Annotated in this window: 13 protein-coding genes; 5 read left to right on the top strand and 8 right to left on the bottom strand. The window is 47.7% G+C overall.

Going from position 1 to position 12,751, the window contains the following annotated elements:
• Positions 1–9: 9 nt before the first annotated feature.
• The 5 genes from mrdA to U1F02_RS04120 form a co-directional block, all read right to left on the bottom strand.
• A complete protein-coding gene (gene mrdA / locus U1F02_RS04140; RefSeq protein WP_409989098.1) occupies positions 10–2,028 on the bottom strand; it encodes a penicillin-binding protein 2 in 2,019 nt (672 codons plus the stop codon).
• Positions 2,029–2,183: 155 nt separating this feature from the next.
• Positions 2,184–2,651: a 23S rRNA (pseudouridine(1915)-N(3))-methyltransferase RlmH gene (gene rlmH / locus U1F02_RS04135; RefSeq protein WP_409989097.1), complete on the bottom strand. Its 468-nt coding sequence runs from the start codon at positions 2,649–2,651 to the stop codon at positions 2,184–2,186.
• A 45-nt stretch (positions 2,652–2,696) separates the two neighbouring features.
• Positions 2,697–3,032 carry a ribosome silencing factor gene (rsfS, locus tag U1F02_RS04130; RefSeq protein WP_409989096.1) on the bottom strand — a complete coding sequence of 112 codons (336 nt, stop codon included), beginning with the start codon at positions 3,030–3,032 and terminating at the stop codon, positions 2,697–2,699.
• A gap of 61 nt (positions 3,033–3,093) precedes the next feature.
• Positions 3,094–3,729 carry a nicotinate-nucleotide adenylyltransferase gene (gene nadD, locus U1F02_RS04125; RefSeq protein WP_409989095.1) on the bottom strand — a complete coding sequence of 212 codons (636 nt, stop codon included), beginning with the start codon at positions 3,727–3,729 and terminating at the stop codon, positions 3,094–3,096.
• A gap of 115 nt (positions 3,730–3,844) precedes the next feature.
• The gene (locus U1F02_RS04120; protein ID WP_409989094.1) at positions 3,845–5,110 is read right to left on the bottom strand and encodes a glutamate-5-semialdehyde dehydrogenase; all 1,266 of its coding nucleotides are present in this window, start codon (positions 5,108–5,110) and stop codon (positions 3,845–3,847) included.
• 222 nt (positions 5,111–5,332) lie between these two features.
• Here U1F02_RS04120 and U1F02_RS04115 point away from each other — a divergent pair, with 222 nt between their 5' ends.
• The 5 genes from U1F02_RS04115 (at position 5,333) to U1F02_RS04095 (ending at position 10,058) form a co-directional block, all read left to right on the top strand.
• The gene (locus U1F02_RS04115) at positions 5,333–5,902 is read left to right on the top strand and encodes a glycine zipper 2TM domain-containing protein (protein ID WP_409989093.1); all 570 of its coding nucleotides are present in this window, start codon (positions 5,333–5,335) and stop codon (positions 5,900–5,902) included.
• A 191-nt stretch (positions 5,903–6,093) separates the two neighbouring features.
• Positions 6,094–6,753, top strand: a complete 660-nt coding sequence (locus U1F02_RS04110; RefSeq protein WP_409989092.1) for a PepSY domain-containing protein — start codon at positions 6,094–6,096, stop codon at positions 6,751–6,753.
• 53 nt (positions 6,754–6,806) lie between these two features.
• Positions 6,807–7,484 (top strand): response regulator transcription factor, encoded by a 678-nt coding sequence (locus tag U1F02_RS04105; protein WP_409989091.1) that lies wholly within the window; start codon positions 6,807–6,809, stop codon positions 7,482–7,484.
• A gap of 14 nt (positions 7,485–7,498) precedes the next feature.
• On the top strand, positions 7,499–8,890 hold the full coding sequence (locus U1F02_RS04100; protein WP_409989090.1) for an ATP-binding protein: 1,392 nt from the start codon (positions 7,499–7,501) through the stop codon (positions 8,888–8,890).
• Between the two features lie 220 nt (positions 8,891–9,110).
• Entirely contained in the window at positions 9,111–10,058 is a 948-nt protein-coding gene (locus U1F02_RS04095; protein ID WP_409989089.1) for a DegV family protein, read from the top strand.
• A gap of 157 nt (positions 10,059–10,215) precedes the next feature.
• Here U1F02_RS04095 and U1F02_RS04090 read toward each other — a convergent pair whose 3' ends face one another.
• The 3 genes from U1F02_RS04090 to U1F02_RS04080 form a co-directional block, all read right to left on the bottom strand.
• A complete protein-coding gene (locus U1F02_RS04090; RefSeq protein WP_409989088.1) occupies positions 10,216–10,545 on the bottom strand; it encodes a hypothetical protein in 330 nt (109 codons plus the stop codon).
• A gap of 226 nt (positions 10,546–10,771) precedes the next feature.
• Complete coding sequence (locus tag U1F02_RS04085) at positions 10,772–11,368, bottom strand: hypothetical protein (RefSeq protein WP_409989087.1); 597 nt, start codon at positions 11,366–11,368, stop codon at positions 10,772–10,774.
• 333 nt (positions 11,369–11,701) lie between these two features.
• Positions 11,702–12,151: a hypothetical protein gene (locus U1F02_RS04080; RefSeq protein WP_409989086.1), complete on the bottom strand. Its 450-nt coding sequence runs from the start codon at positions 12,149–12,151 to the stop codon at positions 11,702–11,704.
• Positions 12,152–12,751 lie beyond the last annotated feature (600 nt).

Here is a 12,751-nt window from a genome sequence, read left to right as displayed (position 1 = left end):
TCCACATACTTATTCCGGTTTTGGCTCGGTATCCGCGCTTGGCGCCGCCGGTTTTTGATCATCGTCAGTCTCGTCCGGCGCCTCATAGGTTTCTGTAGGTACAGGCGCTACAGGTGCAACCGCGGTTTTGTCTTCCGGGAAGCCATGCACCGGGCCATCGCCCACAAAAATGCCGCGCAAGTAACCATCAAACAAGCGGCGCGCTAACAAACTGGGGTTTTCAGACGATTTAAGGTGGTCGTCGTTTTCCAAAATAATGGCAATAGCCAGCTTGGGGTCATCTGCCGGGGCGAAGCCCACAAACAATACGTGGTCACGCTGATTAACCTTGAGCGCGCCCTTGGTGTATTTTGCGTCCTGGGCGATATTGACCACCTGCGCAGTACCCGACTTGGCTGCGATTCGGTAATCCGCGCCCATGCCTAGGTGATATTGGCGGAAGGTAGCTAAACCGCCGCCGTACACAGCGTCTTCCATGCCCTCAAAGACGGCATCCCAGTATTCTTTTTTGATTTCGATGTGATCCTCAAGGATCGGTTTGGTTTCAACTCCATCAATCGCCTTCACCAAACGCGGGCGATAACGGTCGCCACGGCTAGCCATGGTCGCCACCATCACACCCAACTGCAAAGGCGTAACTGATACATAACCCTGCCCGATTCCGATACTCACGTTATCGCCCGGGTACCAAGGCTGTTTAGTTTTGGCGCGCTTCCACGCTCGTGACGGCCATACGCCAATACGCTCGTTGGGGATGTCGATACCTGTGCGAATCCCCAAACCGAAGCGGTTACCAAAGGGATGAATGTTATCCACCCCCATACGCCACGCCAGCTCGTAAAAGTAGGTATCGCAAGATTCTGAAATGGCTTTCTTCAAATTCACACTGCCGTGGCCGCCGCCCAAGCTGGCAAGCGTCCAGTCGCGGTAGCGGTGTGAACTGCCCGCCAAGGTGAAATAGCCGGGGTCGCTGATGGTGCGGTTTACATCGGTAAAACCCAAGTGGAGCCCCATCAATCCCATCAGCGGTTTAATGGTTGAACCCGAGGGAAATTGACCTTGAATAAAGCGGTTGATCAGCGGCGTTTCGGGCGATTCGTTCAGCGCTTTGTAATCCGCAAAGCTGATTCCGGTAACAAACAAGTTGGGGTCAAAGCCCGGGTTACTCACCGCCGTGACTACCGCACCGGTTTTGACTTCAATCGCCACCACCGAGCCGCGACGCCCCTTCAAGGTCGTTTCGGCTTGCTGCTGCATTTTTAAATCGAGATTGAGTGTGACGTTTTTACCGGGCGTCGGGTCAATACGATCCAGAACGCGAATTTCGCGGCCGCGCGCATTGGTCTCTACGTTTTTGCTGCCCACTTGGCCGAGCAATTCGCTTTCGTAACTGGCTTCAATGCCGGATTTACCGATGGAGTGCGTGCCACTGTATAGACGCACTTGCTCTTCAGTGAATTTCTCCAAATCCGATTCGCTGATGCGGCTCACATAACCGATGGTATGAGCGAAGGCATCACCGTAGGGATAATAGCGAACCAATTCAGCATCAACCTGAACGCCTTCGAGGCGATATTCATTTACCGCAAGCCGCGCAATTTCATCTTCAGTTAAACGGTAACGCAGCGGTATGGGCTCAAGCGGATGGATTTGTTGCTTTTTGAGTTTGTAGAATTTTTCCAAATCGGCCGGCGTAATTTCCACCAGCGTGCGCAACACACTGAGCGTTGCATCCAAATCCATGGTTTTATTGACGACCAATGAAAGCGTAAAGCTCGCGCGGTTGTCAGCGAGCACTTCACCATTGCGGTCGTAAATAATGCCACGCGTGGGCGGAATAGGTTCCACATGCACACGGTTGTGCTCAGATTGGGTGGCGTACTCAAGGTAATTAATAACTTGCAAACTGTAGTAGCGGTAAATCAACACGCAGAACAGTATTGCCATCACGGCCACCATCACGCCTAAACGGAATTTAAATATCCGCGCCTCGCGTTGATGATCTTTAAAGTGGTGGCTTTCAAACATGCGGGGGAAGACTCTAAAAAGAAAAACTCAATATTAAAATTTTTATGTCGTAGCGAACCGCAATGTAAATTTTTCAAACCCAATAGGCAAATCAAGATTGAAGAAAATACGCGATTTGTGACTTCGCTTTTTGAAATAAGTTTATTGGGCTTCAGTTATTTGTGGTACGGATGGTTTTGCAAAATGGTACAGGCGCGGTAGAGCTGCTCAATGACCAAAATTCTCACCAGAGGATGCGGCAACGTTAAGGGTGAGAGCGACCATTTTACCGAGGCCATGGCCGACACCTCGGGCGCCAAACCGTCGGGGCCGCCAATGAGTAAACAATAATTTGAACCGCTCATTTTCCAGCTCGCCATGTTTTCCGCCAGCTGTTCGGTGCTCCAGGCTTTGCCTTTGACTTCCAGCGCAATAATTTGCTCGCCCTTACCAATGGCCGCCATTATGGCTTCGCCTTCTTTTTTCATGGCGCCGGCAATATCGGAATTTTTTGAGCGTTGCGCGAGCGGCAATTCCACCATCTCAACCACCAAATCGCGCGGCATACGCTTGGCGTATTCGGCGTAACCTGCCTCAACCCAATCGGGCATTTTGGTGCCTACGGCAATAATTCGAATACGCACAGCACTCTCTACCTATCTACCTATAAATCTCTGCCCACCTGAAAATTATTCTGCGCGGCTTGCTGGCTTGAGTGACCAGAGCTTTTCCAGTTCGTAGTAGGCGCGAGTTTCCTCTTGCATCACGTGAACTACGGTATCGATGTAATCCACCAACACCCAGTCGCCCGCTTCCATACCTTCAATGCCGTTTGCACGAAAACCTTTTGCTTTGGTTTCTTCAACCAAATTTTCTGCCAGCGAACGCGTGTGGCGATTCGAGGTACCACTTACGATAATCAGGGTGTCCATCACATCGCTCAGTTCACGCACATCGAGCGTCACTATGTTTTTGCCCTTGAGGTTTTCCAGAGCTTCGATGATGGCGTTGTTTAAATCAGACATTCAATTACCTATAAAATAAAAAAATAAAATTCAATTTGCGCTTGCTGATGCAATGAACACATCAGCGATACAACTGATTCGCTTTGATGTAATCCCACACACCCTCAGGCACTAAAAATTGCGCTGAATGACCCGCCGATATTTGCTGGCGAATCTCCGTTGCCGAAATGGGCAGCAACCGCAGAGATTGCAACACAATAGAACCCGTCGGTTGCTGCGTCAGAGCGTCAGCCTTGCCAGCGTGAAGATTAATAAGATCGCGTACTTCTCCAGTTTGCGGCAGCGTCCAGCCAGGGCGAGCAATTACCACAATGTGCGCGAACTGAATTAATTCTTGCCAGCGATGCCAACTGGACAAGCCCGCAAACGCATCTTCACCCATGCATAAGACCAAGCTGACATCCGCCCCCAACTCCTTACGAAAATCCTGCAAGGTATCGAAAGTGTAAGAAGGCTTATCGCGGGCCAACTCGCGCTCATCCAACTGCAATTCCGGGCAAGCTTTTAATGCAATTCGCAACATATCTGCACGCTGCGCACTACTGACTTGCGGCGCGTCACGATGTGGCGGTTTGTGGCACGGCAGCAGGCGCATTTCATCCAAACCGAGCTGCTGTTTTAGCTCCAGCGCCATGCGCAAATGACCGATATGAATGGGATCAAAAGTACCGCCAAAAATACCGATTGTTTTACGCACTTACCCCCCTCCCGACCTCCCCCTTAAAAAGGGGGAGGAGCTTACGCCCAACCACTTTAGGGAGACGCTTTTATCTCTCCCCCTTTTTAAGGGGGAGATTAAGAGGGGGTTGCCCTTATACACGAACGTGCCCGTCGCCAAACACAACCCACTTCTGTGACGTTAAACCTTCCAAGCCCACTGGGCCGCGCGCGTGGATTTTGTCGGTTGAAATACCGATCTCAGCACCGAGGCCATATTCAAAACCATCTGCAAAACGCGTGGACGCATTCACCATGACCGAACTTGAGTCCACTTCGTTAATGAAGCGACGAGCGCGCGTGAAATCTTCGGTGACAATCGCGTCTGTGTGCTGTGAGCTGTAGCGAGTGATGTGATCAATAGCTTCATCCAAACCAGACACAACTTTAATCGACAAAATTGGCGCAAGGTATTCGGTTGCCCAATCTTCTTCGGTTGCGGCATTCGCCTGAATAATTGCGCGGGTTTTTTCGTCACCGCGCAATTCCACACCTTTTTCTGCATAAGCTGCCGCAAGGCGAGGCAATATCTGAGCAGCAACCTGTTCATCAACCAAGAGCGTTTCCATAGCGTTACACACGCCGTAACGATGGGTTTTGGCGTTCATGGCGATATCAAAGGCTTTGTCTAAATCAGCTTTGCTGTCGATAAACACATGGCAGATACCATCCAAATGCTTGATAACAGGCACTTTGGCGTCTTTGCTGATGCGCTCAATCAAGCTTTTGCCTCCGCGAGGAACAATGACGTCCACAAATTCAGGCATAGCAATAAGCTCACCCACCGCAGCGCGATCAGTCGTTTCCACGATTTGCACAACCGATGCTGGCAAGCCAGCCACCTTCAAGCCTTCCGCCAAACAAGCCGCAATGGCACGGTTTGAGTGGATGGATTCGCTGCCGCCACGCAAAATGGCTGCGTTGCCCGATTTCAGGCAAAGGCTCGCCGCATCAATCGTCACGTTAGGACGAGATTCGTAAATAATGCCTACCACGCCGAGTGGCACGCGCATTTTTCCCACCTGAATGCCGGTTGGGCGGTAATTCATATCGGTGATAGCACCGCATGGGTCTGGCAAAGCGGCCACTTGACGCAAACCTTCGATCATGGCGTCTATAGTGGCGGGTTTTACGGCAAGACGATCCACCATGGCCGGCTCCAAACCATTTGCCTTGGCTGCTGCCAAATCTTTTTGGTTTTCTGCCACCAGGGTGATGCGGTTGTTGTCCAACGCATCCGCAATCGCCAATAAGGCTTTGTTTTTCACGCCAGTAGAGGCTGCTGCAATTGCGCGGGAAGCCGCACGGGCGTTACGCCCCAGCTGAGCCATATACTCTTTTACGTTCGCTACTTCTGCCATAACCCGCAAATCCACTTCCAAAAATATAAAGTTAACAGGGCGGCGATTATACCCTGAATAAGCGTCGGGTTTGGGGCTATTGCTGTGTATTTATTATCCAAAAACAATAAAAAGTCCCGCCGGGTTTCAGCAAAGATTCAGCTTCACAGACTTAATCTGCAAGTGAGCTTTAAAAAGCGGTAGTTAGTTTCTTGTTAACGTCTTTGTTCAAGGAAAACCATCATGAAAAATCGTCTGTTTGCTCGCAGTATCTTGGCCATAAGCATGAGCATGTTCGTTGCTGGCTGCGCCTCTGCCGACCACGGCTACAGACGCCATTACCACGACGATTACGTGTATTCGACTTATGACGCCTACGATTATGGCGACTATGGCCGAGTGGTAGACGCCCGCCCGATCTATCGCCAGGTTGCGATTGATGTTCCGCGCGAATCTTGCCGCGTAAGAACCGTTGCTCACGAACGCCGCAGCGGAGACTCTTTCGCCGGCACAGTGGTCGGTGGTTTAGTGGGTGCCGCTATTGGCCACGAAATCGGTAATGGTCGCGGTGGAGCTACGGCTGTGGGCGGATTGATTGGTGCAAGCATCGGCAACGACGCAGCCAGCGATCGTCGTGTAAGTTACCGCGATGAGGAAGTGTGCCGCACTCAGTACCGCACCGAATATGAAAACCGTATCGTTGGCTATGATGTGACTTACCGTTACAACGGTCGAACTTACCAAACCCGTACCGACCGCCATCCGGGCGACCGCATCCCCGTATCTGTTGCAGTACGCTCAAGGGATGATTAATTTGCCGCGCTATTATTTTTCGCAAAATGGCGATTGAATTTTAGCGGTTTGGAAGCGATAGTGTTCTGCAAACTCGCCCGCGGCGGTAGCGTGATGCATGAAGTAAAACTGCACAGGAAGATGACCAGTTTCCGGTGCAGCCAAAAGATAACCAGCGCGGTTAAGAGATATAAAGAGTTGCGAGGAATCCTATGCAAGTTTCCCAAAAATCAGGAAAAGCCCTGCTATCGCTAATCGCGGTGGCTCTGCTGTTGGCTGCGCCTGAGGTTTTTGCCAAAAAGGACTTGTTTGGCGATGATCCCAGCTCAAAACAAGCACCACATACTGAACAATTGGTTGCCAGTTCCAGCAGCTCGGTATCATCCGAATCCATTCACAATCAAAACGCCGAACATACAATCGATAACAAAGAGAAAGAAGCTGCTGAAGCAAAACCCAAAGCAAAACCCAAAGCAAAAGGGGCCGAAAAACCGCCCTCTTACCTCGAGCAACAATTTTCCCGTTTCAAATCCAATCTAGCGGAAGCGAAAGACGACTTATTTGGCAACAATAAAAAGTCCACCAAAAAAGAAGCCGCTTCTGTACCGCAACCCACAGAAACACTGAACGGCGAAAATGCAAACTCAAGCGAAGAGATTAAAGTGCCAACTATTAGCGCTACGGAAGCTGCGCAGCGTGCGCAAGCCTTGGCGGAAGGCCAAGTCATTAACGTGCGCAAATATGTAGAAGAAGACAAACCACGCTACGCGGTGAAGTTGCTGCAAAAAAATGGCCGCATGAAAACCATTAATTTGGATGCGGTGAGCGGCACGCTGATTGAAGATTCACCCCTAGAACCCACGCCACAGTAATGTAGAAGCCACGCCACAATAATGGCGAATTGCACACACAAGGAAATTGCATCATGCGTTTATTAATTGTTGAAGATGAAAAAAGTTTACGCGAGCAAATCGAGCAAATTGTTGTCAGCGAAAAATACGCGTGCGACACCGCCGCTGATGGACGTGAAGGTTTATTTCTGGGCAGCGAATACGATTACGATCTCGCCATCATTGATCTCGGCCTGCCCTTGCTCGATGGAACCCAACTCATCAAACAACTACGCGCAAAAGATCGCAACTTCCCTATTTTGATTTTAACCGCACGCGGCAACTGGCAGGATAAAGTGGAAGGCTTGGAAGCGGGCGCAGATGACTACCTCACCAAACCTTTTCACCCGGAAGAGCTCCGCGCTCGCCTGCATGCACTTTTGCGCCGCGCCAGCGGCCACGCCGCTCCGGTTTTGCGTTACGGCCCTGTTTCCATTGACACCAGCGCACGCCGCGTGCACCGCAACGATCAGGAAGTGGAACTCACCAGTTTTGAGTACAACACACTGACTTATTTGGCGATGCACGCCGGAAAAAATATTTCCAAAACCGAATTAACCGAGCACTTATACGCGCAAGATTATGATCGCGACAGCAACGTTATTGAGGTGTTCGTCGGCCGCCTGCGCAAAAAACTCGACCCGGATGGCAGCTTGAATTTGATTAGCACCCAGCGCGGTTTGGGTTACCGATTCAACGCAAGTAAAGACTAAGCGGGCAGCCTTTTGTGCTAAGCAAAAAACTGACTTCGATTCGGGCGCGGCTGTTTTTTGCGTCGGCACTCTTACTGCCTATATTTTTGGGCGTGACCGGATTTTTTCTGGATCGCGCCTTTCAAACCAGCTTAATTACTGCGGAAAAAACACGGCTGGAACGCAATATCTATTTACTCTACAGCGCAGCCGATCTCCCCACCAAACCGCTCAGAAAAAATGAAAAGCCGCGCTTGGTGATGCCAAAAGAGTTGCGTGATAAGGATTTCGAACGCATCAATTCAGGCTTGTATGCTTATTTGTTTAACGACAAAAAAGAACTCATCTGGCAATCCAACTCTACATCACTGCAAACGCCGCCTACTTACGACCAAATTTCACCCAAGCTCAATGCCGATCAATCAGCAGAGATTATTTTTGAGTTTGAAAACGAAAATTATTTTATCGCCTACTCCGATATTTTTTGGGAAGTTGCCAAGAACCGCGAAGTACCTTTTCGCTTTGTGGCCGTGCATGACAGCGAAGACTTTATTGCAGAACGCAATGCCTATCGCAATCAACTTTGGCAATGGCTGGGCGCGGTGGGTGTTTTGCTACTGATTGCACAAACCGCTATTTTGCGTTGGGGTTTGAACCCGCTGAAAAAATTAGCAGTAGCACTGAAAGCCATGCAAAGCGGCGACACGAGCGACATTCAAGGCGACCACCCGGACGAGCTGCAAGATATTGTCGACAACCTCAACCAAGTGCTCGCGCGCGAACAAGCTTTGCGGCAGCGTTATCGCAACAGTTTGAGCGATCTTGCCCACAGTTTGAAAACGCCGCTCGCAGTCATGCAAGCAAAACTCAGCCATTCATCTGCAGATGAAGAATTGCAACAACTGGCAGCTGAACAAGTTGCGCGCATGAATCAAGTCGTCACCTATCAATTACAACGCGCTGTTTCTAGCCAGCAGCTTGGCAGCCATCAACGCGCCGATTTGGAGCCAATTGTTCATCGCCTGTTTAACGCTCTGCAAAAAGTTTATGCCGATAAAAACATTCACGCTGATTACGAGCTCGCGCCTCACTCCATTTTTGCTGGCGACGAACAAGACCTGATGGAAGTGATCGGCAACATCACCGAAAACGCGTTCAAGTACGGTAAATCCCGCGTACATTTGCGCAGCCAAACGAAAGACAAACATCTGCTGATTAGCATTGGCGATGACGGCCCCGGCGTTCCGCCAGAGCAACAAACCCGAATTTTAGAGCGCGGCCACCGGCTCGATACCAGCTTGCCCGGCCAAGGAATTGGCCTCGCCGTAGCCGCCGATATTATTCACAGCTATGGCGGCAAATTGACCGTAAACCAATCAGCCTTTGGCGGCGCCCAATTTGAATTGAGTTTGCCGCTCGCCAGCTAACGCCTGTATCTGCTTTAACCAAAACCTCCTGAATTCCGCCGCTTGTGCGATATGTCTTACACGACGTCGGTCATCTTCCTTACACAAAACTCCGCTTTAGCGACTATTGAATTAGCGGCTTCAAGCCAATAATGGCAACACAGCAAGCCACCAAGGAATCTTCGATGGCTGCGCAAACGTTTTAGATCCTGTTGAGAGATCAGATCACGGAGAAGACACCATGACATCAAGAACTTGCATTGCGGTAGATTCAACTTGCGATCTGCCCGCTAAATTTATCCAACAACACAACATTGAAGTGCTGCCTATTTATATCAACTATGACGGCGGCCAGGCGCTGGATTATCGCGATCCACAAACCATGCTGGATTTTTACAAAAATCACTCAAAAGAGCAGTTTGGTTTGGCGCAATCTGATCCGCTATCGGTCAGCGATATGACGCATATTTTGAAGGAACGCCTTTTGCCGAATTACGATTTAGTACAGGTTGTAACCATCAACAGCAAAAAGAGCGATGTTTACAAACGCGTATCAGAGGCCGCTCTGGTAAACGAACCTAAGTTTCGCGAGATGGAAAAAAGCGAAGGACGCGCGCCCTTTAGAATTCGTTTGTACGACAGCATGTCCATGTTCACCGGTCACGCCTTGTTGGTTTATGAATTAGTGAAGAAAATCCATGTGGAAAATATGCCGCTGAACAAATCTATTCGCGCAATCGACAACATGCGCGACCAGGTTTACGGCTATTTGATTCCCAACGATCTTTCTTACATGCGTGACCGCCGCCATTTGCGTAAGGGCGACAACAACATTTCGTGGATCAATTTTAAATTGGCGAGCGCCTTAAATTTGCGCCCTATAGTGCAGTTGCATCGCGGCAAAACCGACAAGATTGATACTGGCAAAGGCTTTTTGGGTGCACTGGAAAAGTTGTTTGCCCATGTTCGCAAACAAATTACCCAGGGTTTAACGAGCGATGTGATCGCCATGAGCTACGGCGGTTTACTGGAGGAGATTAAAGACGAGCCCGTGTTGGCGGAATTCCGCGAATTTTGCAAGGAGCATGATATTAAAACCATGCTATCCATGATGAGTATGACGGGTGCGATTAATGTGGGGCCAAAATCTTTTGCATTGTCCTTCGCGACAGATAAGAATTTAGCTTAAAAAAAAGCCACCCTTAGGTGGCTTGATATGAACATATTTTACGATGAAATAGGTTCACACTTGATGGTTATAGCAGAGCAATCACCCTCTATCACTAAATAAGTGTTTGGATCTGCTATAAATCGCGAAAGCCAATTCGGCCCATCCCGATTTGCCTCTACCTCTTCAGGACGAAGCACGCCACCGACCTTATGAAACACCTTTGATACAAAGTCCTGACACTACAATCGATGTAATCATGGATAGCCAAATTACCTTCAATATTTATAGCTCCTGAGTACTTACGCTCCAGCGAAAAACGCTCCACAAAGTGGGGCACCTCATCACTGAGCTTCATTACTTCTGAAACAGAGTAAAAACATCCATCAGCAATCAAACCAAAATTATTATTAGAAATAAAGTCTAATAAGGTTCCGTTGATTGTTTTTGGATTTGCCTTCCAGAATAATTCCAAAAGTTTAGCAGGTGTTGCATCTAAGATTTTCATATATAGCCCCTAAAAAGGAGGCGCCACCGATCAATTATCTTGATCGGTGAGCCGATCAAGATAATACATTGCATTGCAATATATCGGTTCTACAGGATAAATCCCGCCAAAAAAGATTAACACAACAGGCATGCCTTATGAAAATAAAAAAAGCAAACCTATTCACAAAAAATAGGCAAAAAAAATCTCACTCAGCAAAGCTGAGTGAGATTTTTAGATTCAACTTCTACAATTGAGAATCTGAATCTGGCTTGGCAATTACATTCAAACTGTAAGTACCGTCCAATATCCAATCAAGTTTGAGCTCAATACTCAGACCCCAATCTTTGACTACACAAACAAAAGGATCAAGAGACGCACCACCTCTGGAATTAAAAAGTTGGCGCTCATAGAACCTCCAGTTATTTTCCTTTTGGGAAATATCAACATTTCCAGAATAATCCAGCGCCAATAAGCGCCGAATATATTTCTGCAAACTTATATCATCCATGATCGTCCGATTTTCAATTGAAATTTTATTGTCGTTTATATTCTCTAGAGACACGCTAATTCTTTTTGAGAATACCTCTATAATTACCAGATGATTACCGTCCGGTAACGACCGAGCAGCTTCTATAAAGTCATAGCGGGTAAAATACTCTTTACCCTCCAAATAAAATACAGCTTCTCCATCCTTAGCATTTGACCAAGACCCCACCATTCCCCTATGAAGTAACGAGGTCGCCACTTCATGGAGCTGGTCGATATCAATATTACCAAGGTTCGAAAGACGCTTATCTTTTACGAGAGCTGTTGACGATGCCTTCAATTTAAATGTTTTCATAGTATCCCCATAAGGAGTTGCAAAAACTGATCGATTTTCTTGATCAGTTTTTGCTGATCAAAAAAATCGCGCTACTGCACGACCAGTTATTGCAAACACACAAAGGAGCTCGCGCACAAAATTATAGTTATTTATTAGTTATTCACAATCCTAGCAATGATGCCTAGATCACACATATTTACAAAAACTCATAAATTCATGAGCCTACTATTATGTGGTTTGCATCGGCAGACCGATGACTCACGGAAAACCAGACAAAAAATTTCATTATGCTTGATAGATTGGCCAATAAAAAAGCCACCCCAAAGGGTGGCCTGTCTTGAACACAATCTACTATGAGAAAGGTTCAACCGTGATGGTAGCTTTTTTATTATCACCAGCAATACATAGATAGCGATCATTTCCAGCTGGAAAGCGTGATAGCCAGACCGGCGTGTCCCGGTTTGCCTCAACGTCAACTGGATCAAGCATTCCACCCACCTTGAGATACACTTTTGATACGAACTCCCTGACATTACCAGTAATGTACTCTGCAAGATTTAACCCACCCTCAACTTCAATGATTGGCGGACAGAATCTCTCAGTCAAACCAAAAGACTCAGCCTGACAGGTTACATCATCACCAAGCAACAAAAGCTCACTTAATGAATACAGGGAACCATTAATAACGAATCCCTTTTCGCTGGTGGAAATGAAATGGAGTAACGTTTCCTCATTAGACTCAGGAAGGTGATCCCATAAAAAGCCGATAATTTCCTTCACAGTTGCATCGTATATTTTCATAAATTGCCCCATAACAAGAGGCGCCACCGATCAATGTTCTTGATCGGCTCGCCGACCAAGAACATTACACTGCCGAAACAATGCTTCGATTTACGAGATTTTATTCTCGTTTTCATATGCTAACACAAATTAATTATTTTTCTTATAATCAGGCCAAATCAACCCATCACAAAGCTGAGACAGATTTCACCGAACTAAAAAAGTTTGAACAAAGAACTATGATGCAAACACCGTTGCCTATAGCCCCAGCTGGCACACCTCTTTCTATCTCGACTGCTTGTCTTCGTCCGCTCAACCCAACTCCGATTCACTTAGGCTCGATGGCATCATTACCACTAAATGCGCATGATCAACCTACACAGCCAACTCAACAACCTTATAATTTTCATTACACATAACACATAAATACTTCGATACATTTCTTTTCTTATATGCAGAGTCAGTATATTGAACCTATATTTTGGTGTCCAAATAACGCGATGCTGATAGCGATAGAAAGGTGTGATGCAAATTCATATCTACTCATGATTCTTACTACAGATCATTTGCTGGCAAAAAACGATTGCGCATCTTTAGCATAGACACCTTTCAGACACAGCA

It is taken from the genome of Cellvibrio sp. (genome assembly GCF_046347455.1).
Lineage (GTDB): Bacteria > Pseudomonadota > Gammaproteobacteria > Pseudomonadales > Cellvibrionaceae > Cellvibrio.
The sequence above is the reverse complement of the archived record's forward strand: the minus strand, read 5'-3'. Positions and strand labels throughout refer to the sequence as shown.

What these genes read in the sequence shown, in the direction of transcription:
- mrdA (WP_409989098.1), bottom strand. Translation starts at nt 2,028, where the DNA reads ATGTTTGAAAGCCACCACTTTAAAGATCATCAACGCGAGGCGCGGATA.
- rsfS (WP_409989096.1), bottom strand. Translation starts at nt 3,032, where the DNA reads ATGTCTGATTTAAACAACGCCATCATCGAAGCTCTGGAAAACCTCAAG.
- U1F02_RS04120 (WP_409989094.1), bottom strand. Translation starts at nt 5,110, where the DNA reads ATGGCAGAAGTAGCGAACGTAAAAGAGTATATGGCTCAGCTGGGGCGT.
- U1F02_RS04115 (WP_409989093.1), top strand. Translation starts at nt 5,333, where the DNA reads ATGAAAAATCGTCTGTTTGCTCGCAGTATCTTGGCCATAAGCATGAGC.
- U1F02_RS04110 (WP_409989092.1), top strand. Translation starts at nt 6,094, where the DNA reads ATGCAAGTTTCCCAAAAATCAGGAAAAGCCCTGCTATCGCTAATCGCG.
- U1F02_RS04105 (WP_409989091.1), top strand. Translation starts at nt 6,807, where the DNA reads ATGCGTTTATTAATTGTTGAAGATGAAAAAAGTTTACGCGAGCAAATC.
- U1F02_RS04095 (WP_409989089.1), top strand. Translation starts at nt 9,111, where the DNA reads ATGACATCAAGAACTTGCATTGCGGTAGATTCAACTTGCGATCTGCCC.
- U1F02_RS04090 (WP_409989088.1), bottom strand. Translation starts at nt 10,545, where the DNA reads ATGAAAATCTTAGATGCAACACCTGCTAAACTTTTGGAATTATTCTGG.
- U1F02_RS04085 (WP_409989087.1), bottom strand. Translation starts at nt 11,368, where the DNA reads ATGAAAACATTTAAATTGAAGGCATCGTCAACAGCTCTCGTAAAAGAT.
- U1F02_RS04080 (WP_409989086.1), bottom strand. Translation starts at nt 12,151, where the DNA reads ATGAAAATATACGATGCAACTGTGAAGGAAATTATCGGCTTTTTATGG.